Below are 16,093 nucleotides of genomic sequence, written 5' to 3' on the forward strand. Positions count from 1 at the left end.
CTTACCGCCCTCCCCCCGGAAAAACGGGGGTGGCGCCGAAGATCACGATCAAATGATCGCCACCTCCGGCAGCCCCTACGAGGTCAAACGTCCTCAGGCGATGTTGCCCAGGAGTTTTTCCCACTCCTTGTTTTCCTTCTTCGACACGCCGCCCAGCAGGTCGATGGCCTGGCGCAGACGGAAACGGGTCAGGTCCGGACCAAGGATTTCCATCGCATCGAGCACCGACACCGAACTGGCCTGGCCAGTGATCGCGGCGAACATCAGCGGCATGGCGTCACGCAGCTTCAGCTCCAGGGATTCGACCACCGCCTGAATCGTTGCGGTGATGCTGTCCTTCTCCCACTGACGCAGGCTTTCCAGCTTCCACAGAATCAGCTGCATCAACTGACGAACCTGGTCGCCCGAGAGCTTCTTCGATTCGAACAGCTTGGCATCCGGGTTCACGCCACCGGCGAAGAAAAAGCCGGCCAGCGGTGCAACCTGGCTGAAGGTCTCGACGCGACCCTGCACGTGCGGCGCAATCTTCATCATGTATTCCGGGTTCAGCGCCCAGGTTTGCAGGCGCGAAGCGAACTCTTCCACCGGCAAGTCACGCAGCCATTGGCCGTTGAGCCACGACAGCTTCTCGATGTCGAAAATCGGCCCGCCGAGGGACACGCGGCTCAGGTCGAAATTGTCGACCATTTCCTGCAGCGAGAATTTTTCGCGCTCGTCCGGCATCGACCACCCCATGCGGCCGAGGTAGTTGAGCATCGCTTCCGGCATGAAGCCCATGCGCTCGTAGAACGTCACCGAGGTCGGGTTCTTGCGCTTGGACAGCTTGCTCTTGTCCGGGTTACGCAGCAGCGGCATGTAGCACAGCTCCGGTTGTTCCCAGCCGAAGTATTCATAAAGCAGGATCAGCTTCGGCGCCGATGGCAGCCACTCTTCACCGCGCAGAACGTGGGTAATGCCCATCAAGTGGTCGTCGACCACGTTGGCCAGGAAGTACGTCGGCAGGCCGTCAGTCTTCATCAACACTTGCATGTCCATGCGATCCCACGGGATCTCGACGTCGCCACGCAGCATGTCCGGTACCACGCAAACGCCTTCGCTCGGCACTTTCATGCGGATCACATGAGGCTCGCCAGCGGCCAGGCGCCGGGCGACTTCTTCTTTCGAGAGCAACAGCGCACGGCCGTCGTAACGCGGGGTTTCGCCACGGGCCATTTGTTCGGCGCGCATCTGGTCCAGCTCTTCGGCGGTGCAGAAGCACGGGAAGGCGTGGCCCATCTCGACCAACTGCTGGCAGTACTTCTGATAGATGTCGCCGCGTTCGCTTTGACGATACGGACCGTGCGGGCCGCCAACGTCCGGACCTTCGCTCCACTCGATGCCCAACCAGCGCAAGGCGTCGAAAATCTGCTGTTCGGACTCCCGGGTCGAGCGCAACTGGTCGGTGTCTTCGATCCGCAGGATGAACTCACCGCCATGCTGCTTGGCAAAGCAGTAGTTGAACAAAGCGATGTAAGCGGTACCTACGTGGGGGTCCCCGGTAGGCGATGGCGCGATGCGCGTGCGGACGGTGGTCATGGCAAGTCTCGAAATGAAGATAAAACAAAGGGCGAATGGTAACAGGCGATACCCGCCCGGCTCCAGTCAGCAGGGCATTTAAGCCAAGGTTGCGTCTACAACGGGCCTGAGTCGCGATGAATGACGGATTATCAGCCGATGGCATTTACCCACTATCGACTGTATGCAAGATTCACCTGCTGATAACTTTCCTTACAATTTCTCGACTACAGTCTGCCCCATGCCTGCCCAACTCAAGCGACGCCTGTTTATTTTCCTGCTGATCGTCCTGCTGATTGCCGGGGGCTTCTTCGCCCAATGGTTCTTCAAGGGGCGGTTTTATGAAAGCACCGACAACGCCTATGTCCAGGGCGAGATCACCCGTGTCTCAAGCCAATTGGGCGCGCGCATCGATCAGGTGCTGGTGCAGGACAATCAGCACGTTGAGAAAGGCCAGTTGCTGATCAAGCTCGAAGGCGATGACTTCCACCTCGCCGTCGACCGCGCCAATGCCACCCTCGCTACCCGACAAGCCGAACGTTTGCAGGCGCAAAGCAAACTGACCCAGCAAGCCAGCCTGATCGCCGCCAGCGAGGCGCAAGTCGCCTCCAGCCAGGCCAGCCTTGGGCGTTCGCAGATCGACTTGTCCCGCGCGCAAACCCTGCGCAAACCCGGCTACGTCTCGGAGGAACGGGTGACCACCCTCTCCGCCGACAACCACATCGCCCGCTCGCAAGTGACCAAGGCCCAGGCCGACGCACAAAGCCAACGCCAGCAAGTCAATTCCTTGAGCGCCGAGATCAAGCGCCTCGACGCGATGATCGCCAACGCCAAAACCGACCTCGCCCAGGCCGAACTGAACCTGACCCGCAGCGAAATCCACGCGCCGATCAGCGGCCTGATCGGCCAACGCGCGGCTCGACAAGGCCAATACGTGCAAGCCGGCGCCTATCTTTTGTCGATCGTCCCGGACCAGGACATCTGGATTCAGGCCAACTTCAAGGAAACCCAGATCGGCCACATGCAGCCCGGCCAGAAAGCCACGCTGACCTTCGACGCCTACAGCGACACACCGATAGACGCACGGGCCGACAGCCTGTTCGCCGCCTCGGGCGCACAGTTCAGCCTGTTGCCGCCGGACAATGCCACGGGCAATTTCACCAAAGTCGTACAACGGATCCCGGTAAAACTGACGTTCGCTGCGGACAACCCGCTGCACGGCAAGATTCGCCCAGGGATGTCGGTCACCGCCAAAGTGAACATCAAAGACGCCCCTGACGATGGCCGGTGATCAACTGAACCGCCCGGCCGGCGAACCGACCCGGCGGGACTGGATTGCGGTGATGAGCGTGATGCTCGGCGCCTTCATGGCCGTGCTGGATATCCAGATCACCAACTCGTCGCTCAAGGATATTCAGGGCGCGCTGTCGGCCACCCTGGAAGAAGGCTCGTGGATTTCCACGTCCTATCTGGTGGCGGAAATCATCATGATCCCGCTGACCGCGTGGCTGGTGCAGCTGCTGTCGGCGCGACGCCTGGCAGTCTGGGTTTCATTGGGATTTCTCGCCGCCTCGCTGCTTTGCTCCATGGCCTGGAGCCTGGAGAGCATGATCATCTTTCGGGCGTTACAGGGCTTCACCGGCGGCGCCCTGATTCCGCTGGCATTCACCCTCACGCTGATCAAACTCCCGGAACACCACCGCGCCAAAGGCATGGCCATGTTCGCCATGACCGCGACATTCGCGCCCTCCATTGGCCCAACCCTTGGCGGCTGGCTGACCGAAAACTGGGGCTGGGAGTACATTTTCTACATCAACATACCGCCCGGCCTGATCATGATCGCCGGCCTGATGTACGGCCTGGAGAAGAAAGAGGCGCACTGGGAACTGCTCAAAAGCACCGACTACATGGGCATCCTCACGCTTGGCGTCGGCCTCGGCTGTTTGCAGGTGTTTCTGGAAGAAGGCCATCGCAAGGACTGGCTCGAGTCGAACCTGATCGTGACCCTGGGCAGCATCGCGCTGGTGAGCCTGATCACTTTTGTAATCGTGCAGTTTTCCAAGCCCAATCCGCTGATCAACCTCGGCATTCTGGGTAATCGCAACTTCGGTTTGTCGAGTATTTCCAGCCTAGGAATGGGCGTCGGCTTGTACGGCTCGATCTTCCTGTTACCGCTGTACCTGGCGCAGATCCAGAACTACAACGCCCTGCAGATCGGCGAAGTGATCATGTGGATGGGGGTGCCGCAGCTGTTTCTGATTCCGCTGGTGCCCAAGCTGATGAAATACGTGTCGCCCAAATGGCTGTGCGCAATAGGCTTCGGGCTGTTCGGGTTGGCGAGCTTTTCGTCGGGGGTGCTGAACCCGGACTTTGCCGGGCCGCAGTTCAATCAGATCCAGATCATCCGGGCGCTGGGCCAGCCGCTGATCATGGTGACCATCTCGCTGATCGCCACCGCTTACATCCTGCCGCAGGACGCGGGATCGGCGTCGAGCCTGTTCAATATCCTGCGCAACCTCGGCGGCGCGATTGGCATCGCCCTCCTCGCGACCTTGCTGGACGCGCGAACCAAGACCTACTTTGATTACTTGCGTGAATCCATCGTGCCGAGCAATCCGCAGGTGGCGGAGCGAATGGCGTCGATGACGGACCGGTTCGGCAGTGAGACGGCAGCGCTGGGCAAGCTGAGCGAGATTGCGCATCAGCAGGCGTCGATCATGGCGTACAACGATGCGTTTCACTTTGTCGGGATTGCGCTGGGGATCAGCATGATTGCGGTGTTGTTGACCAAGGCGTTGCCGGTGGGGCTCAAGGCTGGCGAGGCGCACTAACCCCGATTGCGGTGGCGACCTTTCGGACGCCTTCGCGGGCGAGCCTCGCTCCTACAAGGTTTGTGGCGCGCCCGTGAGATGTGAACGGCGCAAAATCTGAAGGCGCGAGGCTTGTCCGCGAAAGTGCATGCACATTCACCGCAAATCTCAGACAGTAATCAATCGATCCCGCAACTTGCCAATCTCATCGCGCATCTGCGCCGCCGCTTCAAACTCCAGATCCCGCGCCAGCGCGTACATCTTCTCTTCCAGCGCTTTGATGCGCTTGGCGATCTCGCCCGGTGAGCGCAATTCGGCTTCGTACTTGGCGCTTTCCTCGGCGGCCTTGGCCATGCCTTTGCGCTTCTTGCTGCGCGAGCCCGGCACGGTGGCGCCTTCCATGATGTCGGCCACGTCCTTGAACACACCCTTCGGCGTGATGCCATTGGCGAGGTTGAAGGCGATCTGCTTGTCGCGACGCCGTTCGGTCTCGCCGATCGCCCGCTCCATGGAACCGGTGATGCGATCCGCATACAGAATCGCCCGGCCATTGAGGTTACGCGCGGCCCGGCCGATGGTCTGGATCAACGAACGCTCGGAACGCAGGAAACCCTCCTTGTCTGCATCGAGAATCGCCACCAGCGACACTTCCGGCATGTCCAGGCCCTCACGCAGCAGGTTGATCCCCACCAGCACATCGAACGTGCCCAGACGCAGATCGCGGATGATTTCGACCCGCTCCACGGTGTCGATGTCCGAGTGCAGGTAACGCACCCGCACGCCATGGTCGGCCAGGTAATCGGTCAAGTCTTCAGACATGCGTTTGGTCAGCGTAGTCACCAGCACCCGCTCTTCCAGCGCCACACGTTTACCGATTTCCGAGAGCAAGTCGTCGACTTGGGTCAGCGCCGGGCGGATTTCGATCTGCGGATCCACCAGCCCGGTTGGGCGAACCAGTTGCTCGACCACGCGACCGGCGTGCTCCGCTTCGTAATTGCCCGGCGTGGCCGAGACGAAAATCGTCTGCGGGCTGATGCTTTCAAATTCGTCGAAACGCATCGGCCGGTTATCCAGCGCTGACGGCAAGCGGAAGCCGTATTCCACCAGCGTCTCTTTACGGGAGCGGTCGCCCTTATACATGGCACCGACCTGCGGCACGCTGACGTGGGATTCGTCGATCACCAGCAAGGCGTCGGCGGGCAGGTAGTCGAACAGGGTCGGTGGCGCCTGGCCGGATTCACGGCCCGACAGGTAGCGCGAGTAGTTTTCGATACCGTTGCAGTAACCCAGTTCGAGGATCATCTCCAGGTCGAAACGGGTGCGCTGCTCCAGGCGCTGGGCTTCCACCAGTTTGTTGTTGGTTCGCAGGTAATCCAGGCGCTCCTGCAATTCGACCTTGATCCCTTCGACGGCACCCAGCAGGGTTTCCCGTGGCGTCACGTAATGGCTTTTCGGGTAGAAAGTGAATCGCGGCAACTTGCGGATTACTTCGCCGGTCAGCGGATCGAAAGCCGACAGGCTCTCGACTTCGTCATCGAACAGCTCGATGCGGATCGCTTCGAAGTCGGATTCCGCCGGGTGGATATCGATCACATCGCCGCGCACCCGGAAGGTCGCCCGGGCGAACTCCATGTCATTGCGGGTGTATTGCAAGTCTGCCAGGCGACGCAGCAACGCACGTTGATCGAGCTTGTCGCCGCGATCCACGTGCAGCACCATTTTCAAATAGGTTTCCGGACTGCCCAAACCATAGATGCACGACACCGTGGTGACGATGATCGCGTCCTTGCGTTCCAGCAGCGCCTTGGTCGCGGACAGCCGCATCTGCTCGATGTGGTCGTTGATCGAGGCGTCTTTCTCGATGAAGGTGTCCGATGACGGCACATAGGCTTCTGGCTGGTAGTAGTCGTAGTAGGAAACGAAGTACTCGACGGCATTGTTCGGGAAGAACGCCTTGAACTCACCATACAACTGCGCGGCCAGGGTCTTGTTCGGCGCCAGCACCAAGGTCGGACGCTGTACCTGGGCGATCACGTTGGCGATGCTGAAGGTCTTGCCCGAGCCGGTCACACCAAGCAACGTCTGGTGCGCCAGCCCGGCTTCGATGCCCTCGACCATCAGGCGGATGGCTTCCGGCTGATCGCCGGCGGGCTCGAAGCGGGTGACTAGCTGGAATTCAGACATGTATACCTCTGATATCGCGCCAGCGCGGTCAAACCGGCAGCAACGAGAAAGACCGCAAACGACTCACGCCGCCCGAAAAAAACAGGATTGTGCTCAATGTGGAGCCGATTGCTTGCGCTTTCAAGGCAAACGTCCTACATCCCTTGAAGTCTTTGATGCCGGCATTCGACTAACGGTCGAAAAATAATCGAAAAAACTTACCTGAAAAGCTGATTCGTCTGTCGCCATCAATCGCAGATGGCCTCTATACTAGCTCCCCGTTTGTGCACCGCTCTAGTGCATTCGGCTGGAGCGCGACACGTCCCTCCACACTCCATTCAGAGCCGCCGCAAAAATGAGCCTGTTCTCCGCTGTCGAAATGGCACCACGCGATCCAATCCTGGGCCTCAACGAAGCATTCAACGCCGATACCCGTACCAACAAGGTCAACCTGGGAGTCGGTGTTTACTGCAACGAGGAGGGGAAAATTCCACTCCTGCGCGCCGTTGTCGAAGCCGAGACGATTCGCGTCGCTCAACACGCGTCCCGTGGCTACTTGCCAATCGACGGTATCGCCGCCTACGACCAGGCAGTGCAGAAACTGCTGTTTGGCAATGACTCGCCACTGATCGCCGCTGGCCGCGTCATCACCACCCAGGCCGTTGGCGGCACGGGCGCCCTGAAAATCGGCGCCGACTTCCTCAAGCAACTGCTGCCGAACGCCGTTGTGGCGATCAGCGACCCGAGCTGGGAAAACCACCGCGCCCTGTTCGAAACCGCCGGTTTCCCGGTGCAGAACTACCGCTACTACGACGCCGCGACCCATGACGTTAATCGTACCGGTCTGCTTGAAGACCTGAACGCCTTGCCTTCCGGCTCGATCGTTGTGCTGCACGCCTGCTGCCACAACCCGACCGGCGTGGACCTGAGCCCGGCGGACTGGAAAAACGTCCTGGACGTGGTGAAAGCCAAAGGTCACGTGCCGTTCCTCGACATGGCCTACCAGGGTTTTGGCGATGGCATCGACGAAGACGCCGCTGCGGTGCGCCTGTTTGCTGAATCGGGCCTGACCTTCTTCGTCTCCAGCTCGTTCTCCAAATCCTTCTCGCTGTACGGCGAGCGCGTTGGCGCCCTGTCGATCGTCAGCGAATCGAAAGAAGAAAGCGCGCGCGTGCTGTCGCAAGTCAAACGCGTGATCCGCACCAACTACTCCAACCCGCCGACCCACGGTGCCAGCATCGTCGCCGCGGTCCTGAACAGCCCGAAACTGCGCGCCCAGTGGGAAGAAGAACTGGCCGAAATGCGCCTGCGGATTCGTAGCATGCGCACCCAGATGGTCGACCTGCTGGCGAAAAACGCGCCACAGCGTGATTTCAGCTTCGTCGGTCGTCAGCGCGGCATGTTCTCCTACTCCGGTCTGACGGTTGAGCAAGTCACCCGCCTGCGCAGCGAGTTCGGCATCTACGCCCTGGACACCGGCCGCATCTGTGTGGCGGCGTTGAATCAGAGCAACATTGATGCAGTGACCAAGGCCATCGTTGCGGTGATCTGAGTCTTGCGCAGTACGGAAAACGGGAAGCCTTGGGGCTTCCCGTTTTTTATTCGTCGCAGATAAGTGTCAAAGCGCTATCGGCGCCCTCTAAACTCCACACAACGATGCACCTGCAGGATCGCCGCACCGCTCGCTCCTGCAGGTTTTGTGTACACCTGAGAATTCTTACGAGAACCCACATGAAAAACGATGACCTACGCGCCGACCGTGACGAACTGGACCATTTTGTCCCTCGCACACCGGCCAAACGCGGTAACAACCTGGTGCTGCAAGTGGCCGCTGGCGTATTTCTCGGCGGCCTGGCCTTGTGGCTGGTGCAACTGGCCGCCACAATGCTGTACGCCAAGCTGATGCTCGCCACGGTCACCTTCGGCGGTTAAGCCAGTTCGGTCGCACGCTGACTGGCGGCATCGTCATAGGCGACGTAGAGCGATTCGGCGACCTGACTCTTGATCGCTTTGGCGCTTTCCAGACCGAGGACGAAGCCCTCAGCCTTGCCGCCCGCGCGGTTCAGATCGTCAGCGGTGCTGGCTTGGGTGATCGCGTCAAACAGCTTCTCGGCATGCGGGCCGACACCTTTGGGCAGGCTGATCTGAGCGATGCTCATGCGAACACCCCGTTGTCTTGAGGGGTGAGGATTGGGTGATTCATGGCACGTACCTTTTCGGCGAATGGCCGGCAGCGCGTGTAACCACTTCCGGGCGGCCATGGTAGACCTCTGAGGCGATTCTGGTAACCGCCCACTGCCGATAAACCACCGTCCGTCTCCACGAATCCATCAAGTTGCTAACAGATGCTTGACTTCTCTTTCTGAATCAGTAACATACGCGCCATTCCGCGATAGCTCAGTTGGTAGAGCAAGTGACTGTTAATCACTGGGTCCCTGGTTCGAGTCCAGGTCGTGGAGCCAGACAGCAATATCGAAAAGCCCCTGAATCGAAAGGTTCAGGGGCTTTTTTGTGGCCGCTGGAAAAGCAAAAGGCCGATCTGTCTATTCAACAGATCGGCCTGGTTAGCAGGTGCCGCCGTCAGACATGCTCACTGCTTTTAGCATGAGCCGCTCGATGCTCGCTCGATTCATGGGCCGCTTCTACCACCGGAATCTCGTTCCCGTCGCAGTCACGCAGTTTACCTTCGCTGAAGTAATCCCCTTCACGCAACGCCGCCAGATCCTGATATCGAAGAACCCGCTCGGTACCGGCCGCGAACACCGATTGCTGATCCGAGTTACCGGCAGTGAGGTGGTTGAAGGCCAGGTTGAGCACGATGGCCATGATCGCCGAGGAGCTGATGCCCGAGTGGAAGATGGTCGCGAACCAACTTGGGAAGTGGTCGTAGAAATTCGGCGCGGCGATCGGGATCATGCCGAAGCCGATGGAGGTGGCGACGATGATCAGGTTGACGTTGTTGCGGTAATCAACCTTGGACAGCGTGCGAATGCCACTGGCCGCCACGGTGCCGAACAGCACGATGCCAGCGCCACCCAGTACCGAGGTCGGTACTGCGGCGATGACCCGGCCCATGAACGGCAGCAGACCGAGTATCACCAGAAACAAGCCGCCGGTGGCGACCACGAAACGACTCTTGATGCCGGTCACGGCCACCAGCCCGACGTTCTGGGCGAAGGCGCTTTGGGTGAAGGAGCCGAAGATCGGCGCGATCATGCTCGACAGCATGTCGGCGCGCAGGCCGTTGCCCAGGCGTTTGGAGTCGACCTTGGTGTCGATGATTTCACCGACAGCAAGGATGTCCGCCGAGGTTTCCACCAGGGTCACCATGACCACGATGCACATCGACAGGATCGCGGCAAAATGGAAGGTTGGCATGCCGAAGTGGAACGGGGTCGGGAAGCCGAACATCGGGCCTTGCGTGACCGACGAGAAGTCCGCCATGCCAAGGAACACCGCGAGGATCGTGCCGATGACCATCGCCAGCAGGATCGACAAACGGGAGATGGTCGCGCTGCCAATCTTGCTCAGCAGCAGCACCAACACCAGCGTCACCGCCGCCAGACCGATGTTGGCCATGCTGCCGAAATCCGGGGCATGGCTATTGCCGCCCATGGCCCAGCGTGCAGCCACCGGCATGAGCGTCAAGCCGATGGTGGTGATCACGATGCCCGTCACCAGCGGCGGGAAGAACTTGGTGATTCGCGAAAACACCGGCGTGATCAGTAATCCGATCAACGACGCGGCAATTACCGCCCCGAGAATTGACTGAAAGCCGCCCTCCCCGCCGCTGCTGACAATCGCCACCATCGTCGCGACACCGGAGAAGGACACGCCCTGTACCAGCGGCAACTGACACCCGAAAAACGGTAAACCGAGGGTCTGCAGCAATGTCGCCAAGCCCCCCGCAAACAATGAAGCAGCAATCAACAAACCGATGTCCGCCGGCGAAAGCCCGGCCGCCTGGCCGATGATCAAAGGCACCGCGACGATGCCGCCGTACATGGTCAGAACATGTTGCAGGCCGTAAGCCATATTCGCGCCGACCCCGAGGTTTTCGTCCTCAGGCCGTTGGTGTGAAACATGGGGCGTTTTCATGGTTGGGGGGTTCCCTGGTTTTTTGTTATGCGCACACTGTATGCAAGAGTCAGGACAAATGTCTATAGAGTTGTATACAACTCACCAGTCAGATAATGGACACATGTCCATATCGCCCTTTAGCTGCGCGCCTTTCCCCTCCAAAAATCTTGAAATACATCCTTCATCTGCCTGCTCCCCTGCCCGCTAGTCTTTTGCATTCCAAGCGACCTCCGGCACGGACGCCCCCTCGCTTATACATATAAAGTATGCATAATGAAGTCATTCGAAATTCAGTATCACAAGGCAAAAAACGCAGCCAACAAATTAAAGCATCGCGGCATCAGCCTCGCCGAAACAGAACCGGTGTTTTACGACGAACGAGCACTGACGATTCGGGACAACCATCACGATGAACAACGGTGGATCGTCATGGGCATGGATGCCAAAGCTCGCTTGCTGGTCGTTGCGTAAACCTATCGCGATCCGAATTTCGTACGAATCATTTCCGCGCGCCTTGCCAGCAAAAACGAGCGCCGTCGTTATTTGGAGAATTGAACGATGAAAGACGAATACGATTTCAGCAACGCCAAGCGTGGAGCAGTTGCCTCCAGCAAAGGCAAAACCCGAATTACCATCATGCTCGATGATGTCGTCATCGAAGCAGCACGCGCCATGGCGGAGAGCGAGGGGTATGGCTACCAAACAGTGATCAACAACACGCTGCGCCAGGCGCTGCTCAACACCAAGGAAAAAACCACCGCGCACGATCAGTACGCCACGGTGGCGAATGGCGGGCATTTCAGAGAAGGCGTTACTGCATCCGAACTGAAGAGCCTGGAGAAAAAACTCTCAGAGGTCTTGAGCGAGATCCATCGTGTGATTGAGCCTTGAGGGTGTGCCGTTTCAAGACCCAAGGGGGGAACGGAGCCTGCCCCACGCAAAGAAAAAGGGCAGATGTTTTGAATCTGCCCTCTCGGGACGATGGCTATGTCACCTGAATCAACCGCCCAAGCACCTGCCGCAACCCCGCATGCTCCGGCACGCGAATCCCGAACTCCCCCTCCAGCAACCCGATCAACTCCTCCACATCTGCAACCTGCCGCCGTTCGCTCTCGGCGCCCACCCGATGAATCGCAAAACTGCCGTTGTTCAACGTGCGCCTCCAGCCATCCCCGGTGCGCGCGACCAACAGTTGCTTGGTAAACGACGATTCCGGATGGGTCGAGACGTACCAGTTACCGAGGACGTAGTCGATGTCTTCCTGGCGTTGCAGATCGAAAATGTACATCGGCCGCCACTCGCCGCCGACGTTGGCGCGCAGGGTGTAGCCGTCTCCATCGCGCTCGATGCGATACGGTTCGTGGGGCGTGAGTTGTGCCGCATCGTTGTCGAGCAGGAGCGGTGCGGTCGGCACCATGCCGCCGAAGCCGACGTCGGTGATGTAGCGCACGCCGTCCAGCGTGACCAGGCTCAAGCGGTGCGTGCGGGCAGTCCAGGCGCCTTCGGGCTGACCCATGACGACTCGGCCGGTAATGCCGCATGCGTCAAAACCCAACTCCTGAAGCAAGGCTAGAAACGCGTAGTTGAGCTCGTAGCAGTAACCGCCGCGCCCCTCATGCAGGATTTTCCGCTCGATGGATGGCAGGTCGATGCGTACCGGCTCGCCGGACAGCGTGGTGAGGTTTTCAAACGGGAAGGCCCCGGTGTGGCGCAACTGGAGTTGGCGCAAGGTGTCCAGGGTCGGCGCCGGGGGCGCGTCGAAACCCAGGCGCTGCAGGTATGCCGCACGGTTCGTCAGGCGTGGTTCGCTCATTGCTCGGTCCTTATGCAGGGGCCGCGGATCTCTCCGCCGATGGGCGCCATGTATAAGGGAAAAAGCGGTTCGACTGACAATTGATTTAGCCAATCGCCCACCCGCTGAACATCAACGCTGTTTGCGCGAACTCAAGCGAATCCACGTCGGCGCATGGTCGCTGGCGTGCGGTTCGTTGCGCACCCAGGCATCGACCCCAGCCTCGTGCAGATAGGGGCTCAGCGCCGGGTTAAGTAGCAAGTGATCGATGCGCAACCCCGAGTTCTTCTGCCAGTGCTGGCGGAAATAATCCCAGAAGGTGTAGAGCCGATCCTCCGGGTACAGATGACGCAGGGAATCGGTCCAGCCCTGATCCAGCAAGCGCTGGTAACACTCGCGACTTTCCGGTTGCAGCAACGCGTCCTTGAGCCACGAGCGCGGGTTGTAGATGTCCAGGTCGGTGGGCACCACGTTGTAGTCGCCGGCCAGCACCACCGGATGCTCGCTGCTTTGCAGGTCCTTGGCATAGGCGATCAGCCGTTCGAACCACGCCAGTTTGTAGTCGAACTTCGGCCCGGGTTGCGGATTGCCGTTGGGCAAATACAGGCAGCCCACCAGAATCCCGTGCACCGCAGCTTCCAGGTAGCGACTGTGCGTGTCGGTGTCATCTCCCGGCAGACCGCGCCGACTCTCCAAAGGCAGCGCATCACGGGCCAGAATCGCCACCCCGTTCCACGACGACTGGCCTTGCCAGATAGCGCCGTAGCCAATGGCCTCAAGCTCGGCGGCCGGGAATGCGCTGTCGACCGACTTGAGCTCCTGCAAACAGGCAATGTCCGGTTTTTCTCGCTCAAGCCAGGCCAGCAAATTCGGCAGCCGGGCACGCATGCCGTTGACGTTGAAAGTGGCAATTTTCAGGTTTTTCATAGGCCGGGGCTCGCAACGGATGGGCGATATCCAGTTGTGACCGGAGTGCGCCGTGGCAGTTGCGACGACAACTGAAGCAGGCGACTAAAGGTCCCCCTCACAAAGGATGCTCATCACGCGATGCTTTGAGCAATGGCAGCAGCGCCTGGTTTTCCATCGGCCGGCTGAGGTAGAAACCCTGCACCTCATGGCACTCGTCCGAGATAAGGAAGTCCAGTTGTTCCAGGGTCTCGACGCCCTCTGCGGTCACCGTCAGCCCCATGGCCTTGCCCAGGTTGATGATCGCCTGCACCACCGCACGGTCGTTACCGGTGCCGCTCATGGACGAGATGAAGCGCTTGTCGATCTTGATCCCGTCGAACGGATACGTGCGCAGATAACCCAGCGACGAATAACCGGTGCCGAAGTCGTCCATGTTCAGTCGCACACCCAGCTCCTTCAGCGAGTTCATGGTCGCGAGCGCGCCGTCGACATCGTTGAGCATCACGTTTTCGGTGATCTCCAGCTCCAGTCGACTGGCCGGCAAACGACTCTGGATCAACGCCTCCCTGACATCCTCCACCACGTCACTGCGAACAAACTGCACGGGCGACAGGTTGACCGATACCATCAGCTCACCCGGCCAGGTCAGTGCCGTCTCGCACGCCTCACGTAAAACCCAGCGCCCCAAGGGCACGATCAGATCGGTCTGTTCGGCCAATGGAATAAACGAGTCGGGCCCCAGCAACCCCTGCACAGGATGTTGCCAGCGCAGCAACGCTTCGACCGAGACAATCTGCTTGCCATCGACGTGATAACGAGGCTGATAGTGCATCACGAACTCATTGTTCTTGATCGCCTGACGCAGGTCGTTTTCGAGTTTGCGGCGATGCTGGATCTGGTCGTTCATGTGCGGCGCAAAGTAGCACCAGGTTTTCTTGCCGTCGGATTTGGCCTGATACAGCGCGATGTCGGCACATCGAATCAACTCCTCCGGCATGTGCCCCTGACGCCGGCTCAAGGCGATACCGATGCTCGCACCGATGTGCAGCGCGTGATGGTCATAGTGGATCGGCTGGTGCAGGCTTTGGAGGATACGTTCGCATATGCGGTCGATTTCCGTGTGGATGTCCATTCCATTGAGTACCAGCACAAACTCGTCGCCGCCCAGTCGGGCGACCAGGTCAATGTCCCGCGTGCACTCACGCAAACGGGTAGCCACCTCCAGCAACACCGCATCGCCCGCCGGGTGGCCGAGGGAATCATTGATCGGCTTGAAGTTGTCCAGGTCGATCATCAATAACGTCAGCGGCGCCGAATGCTCCTTCAGCACCAAAGCGTCTTCGAGGTAGCGCGCCAGCTTGTTGCGATTGGGCAGGCCAGTCAGCGCGTCGTGCAACGACAGATGCTGGATCTGCGCATGGGCGGCGACTTCATCGGTGATGTCACTGGCCGTGCCGCGGTAACCCACCACCGCGCCTTTGCTGAGGATCGGTCGCGCCGATACCCGACTGATCCGTTGCTGCCCCGACTGTTCGCGATAGGAGCAACGCAGGTGACTGACGCTGTGCTCTTCGTCGAGCTTGTTCAGCCACAGCGACAAGGGCGTAGTGTCGCAATACAACAACTGCTCGATGCCCTGCCCCAGCCATTGCTGATCGGAAAACCCGGTGACGGCGCCAAAACGCCCCGACAGATACGTGATGCGATGCTGGTCATCGATTTCCCATATCCAGTCAGACGCGGCCTCGGCCACTGCACGAAAACGTTCTTCACTGGCCTCCAGCGCCTGGTTCGACAAATCGAGTTTGATGTAACTGGCATCCACGTGCCCGGACGTGCGCAACACATAACGAAAGAAGTAAGCCGTCAACAACGCGAGAATCAACAGCGCGCCGCCCAGTGGCGGCAGCAGTGACCAAAGCAGCTGATGGCCTGGCTGCTCGAGCTTCGAGACCAAACTATAACCGGTGCCCGTGAGTCCGACCGCAGGCTGACCGGGAGCGAGGGTGTTGTCAGGTGCGAGGCTCAAGTCATGCAAACCATAGTCGGCACTCAAGGCACTGAGCTTCTCCGAACTCAATTGATCGACGAACACCAGCATCGACGTGCTTTGGGGATCGACCGCCGGCCTTTCGTCATTGGGCACGATCGCCGCCGCCGTCAATAGCGCGGGCTGCCCCTCGAAGAGCGTGAACCGGCTGATGGGGGCAAGCAGGCTTTCCTGGCCCTGCACCTCCTCGATCAGTGCTGCCATCGCTATCGACAGCCAGGCCGCCGCGTCGCCCTGGACCTGAAGACCGCGCACCACGGCGTATTTGGTTCGCTGAGGGTCGACCACAAAAACGCCGTCGTAATGATCCAGGGTGAACAGGGTTTTGCCCATGTTCTGCTCAACGTAAGCCCACTGCGCGTCAACTTCGCCATTCAAATGATCGTAGGCCGTGGTCCAGTTTGCATAACTGGCAACGTAGTTTTTCGAGGCTGAGATGCGGTTTTCCAGCGCGCGCTGGGTGTAGAACGTGGTCTTGGCCAAGTCCTGGGCATCGAGCCGGCCGGCAATGTTGAACAACGCAACCAGAGCAATCAGCACACCCAATACAAATACCAGCCCGACAGACCAGACCAGGTTCCGTGTGATCGGTGTATGGCGCGCTGGTGCGGCGGCGGTCGTGGCGGTCAATTCCATGCATGGGATCCTGTCAATCGATTGCCTGCGTCCATTGACCATAGCAGCCAGGATCCAACATCGCGCCACGACTATTGCCAATCGGCAGCCGCTACCTTG

12 protein-coding genes, 1 tRNA gene and 1 pseudogene are annotated in these 16,093 nt (G+C 59.6%); 7 read left to right on the top strand and 7 right to left on the bottom strand.

The window, feature by feature from the left end; genetic code table 11:
• Nucleotides 1-93: 93 nt before the first annotated feature.
• Nucleotides 94-1,575, bottom strand: a complete 1,482-nt coding sequence (gene gltX / locus JIO00_RS19350) for a glutamate--tRNA ligase (RefSeq protein ID WP_200666653.1) — start codon at nucleotides 1,573-1,575, stop codon at nucleotides 94-96.
• A 220-nt stretch (nucleotides 1,576-1,795) separates the two neighbouring features.
• On the opposite strand from gltX, the gene JIO00_RS19355 reads away from it, so the two are divergent.
• Complete coding sequence (locus JIO00_RS19355; RefSeq protein WP_200666655.1) at nucleotides 1,796-2,845, top strand: HlyD family secretion protein; 1,050 nt, start codon at nucleotides 1,796-1,798, stop codon at nucleotides 2,843-2,845.
• Between the two features lie 49 nt (nucleotides 2,846-2,894).
• Nucleotides 2,895-4,385 carry an MDR family MFS transporter gene (locus JIO00_RS19360; protein ID WP_172962157.1) on the top strand — a complete coding sequence of 497 codons (1,491 nt, stop codon included), beginning with the start codon at nucleotides 2,895-2,897 and terminating at the stop codon, nucleotides 4,383-4,385.
• A gap of 147 nt (nucleotides 4,386-4,532) precedes the next feature.
• On the opposite strand, the gene uvrB is transcribed toward JIO00_RS19360, so the two are convergent.
• Entirely contained in the window at nucleotides 4,533-6,548 is a 2,016-nt protein-coding gene (uvrB, locus tag JIO00_RS19365; RefSeq protein WP_010456056.1) for an excinuclease ABC subunit UvrB, read from the bottom strand.
• 334 nt (nucleotides 6,549-6,882) lie between these two features.
• On the opposite strand from uvrB, the gene JIO00_RS19370 reads away from it, so the two are divergent.
• Together JIO00_RS19370 and JIO00_RS19375 are read left to right on the top strand one after the other, a co-directional pair.
• On the top strand, nucleotides 6,883-8,079 hold the full coding sequence (locus tag JIO00_RS19370; RefSeq protein WP_200666657.1) for an amino acid aminotransferase: 1,197 nt from the start codon (nucleotides 6,883-6,885) through the stop codon (nucleotides 8,077-8,079).
• 179 nt (nucleotides 8,080-8,258) lie between these two features.
• Nucleotides 8,259-8,459 (top strand): hypothetical protein, encoded by a 201-nt coding sequence (locus JIO00_RS19375; RefSeq protein ID WP_010456060.1) that lies wholly within the window; start codon nucleotides 8,259-8,261, stop codon nucleotides 8,457-8,459.
• Here JIO00_RS19375 and JIO00_RS19380 read toward each other — a convergent pair.
• Nucleotides 8,456-8,686: a hypothetical protein gene (locus tag JIO00_RS19380; protein WP_010456061.1), complete on the bottom strand. Its 231-nt coding sequence runs from the start codon at nucleotides 8,684-8,686 to the stop codon at nucleotides 8,456-8,458. The genes JIO00_RS19375 and JIO00_RS19380 overlap by 4 nt on opposite strands.
• A 227-nt stretch (nucleotides 8,687-8,913) precedes the next feature.
• Between JIO00_RS19380 and JIO00_RS19385 the strand changes: the two genes are divergently transcribed.
• A tRNA-Asn gene (locus JIO00_RS19385) sits at nucleotides 8,914-8,989 on the top strand.
• A 118-nt stretch (nucleotides 8,990-9,107) separates the two neighbouring features.
• On the opposite strand, the gene JIO00_RS19390 is transcribed toward JIO00_RS19385, so the two are convergent.
• Nucleotides 9,108-10,625 carry a nucleobase:cation symporter-2 family protein gene (locus JIO00_RS19390; RefSeq protein WP_010456075.1) on the bottom strand — a complete coding sequence of 506 codons (1,518 nt, stop codon included), beginning with the start codon at nucleotides 10,623-10,625 and terminating at the stop codon, nucleotides 9,108-9,110.
• A 255-nt stretch (nucleotides 10,626-10,880) separates the two neighbouring features.
• Between JIO00_RS19390 and JIO00_RS19395 the strand changes: the two are divergent.
• Nucleotides 10,881-11,162: pseudogene (locus JIO00_RS19395) on the top strand (BrnT family toxin).
• A 3-nt stretch (nucleotides 11,163-11,165) separates the two neighbouring features.
• Nucleotides 11,166-11,498 (top strand): BrnA antitoxin family protein, encoded by a 333-nt coding sequence (locus JIO00_RS19400; protein ID WP_010456079.1) that lies wholly within the window; start codon nucleotides 11,166-11,168, stop codon nucleotides 11,496-11,498.
• 94 nt (nucleotides 11,499-11,592) lie between these two features.
• Here JIO00_RS19400 and JIO00_RS19405 read toward each other — a convergent pair whose 3' ends face one another.
• The 3 genes from JIO00_RS19405 to JIO00_RS19415 form a co-directional block, all read right to left on the bottom strand.
• The gene (locus JIO00_RS19405) at nucleotides 11,593-12,420 is read right to left on the bottom strand and encodes an arylamine N-acetyltransferase family protein (protein ID WP_200666659.1); all 828 of its coding nucleotides are present in this window, start codon (nucleotides 12,418-12,420) and stop codon (nucleotides 11,593-11,595) included.
• Nucleotides 12,421-12,531: 111 nt separating this feature from the next.
• Complete coding sequence (locus JIO00_RS19410) at nucleotides 12,532-13,326, bottom strand: exodeoxyribonuclease III (protein ID WP_083376269.1); 795 nt, start codon at nucleotides 13,324-13,326, stop codon at nucleotides 12,532-12,534.
• Nucleotides 13,327-13,423: 97 nt separating this feature from the next.
• Complete coding sequence (locus tag JIO00_RS19415) at nucleotides 13,424-15,994, bottom strand: bifunctional diguanylate cyclase/phosphodiesterase (protein WP_200666661.1); 2,571 nt, start codon at nucleotides 15,992-15,994, stop codon at nucleotides 13,424-13,426.
• Nucleotides 15,995-16,093: the final 99 nt, after the last annotated feature.

The organism is Pseudomonas sp. SW-3, assembly GCF_016615645.1.
Classification (GTDB): Bacteria; Pseudomonadota; Gammaproteobacteria; order Pseudomonadales; family Pseudomonadaceae; genus Aquipseudomonas; species Aquipseudomonas mandelii.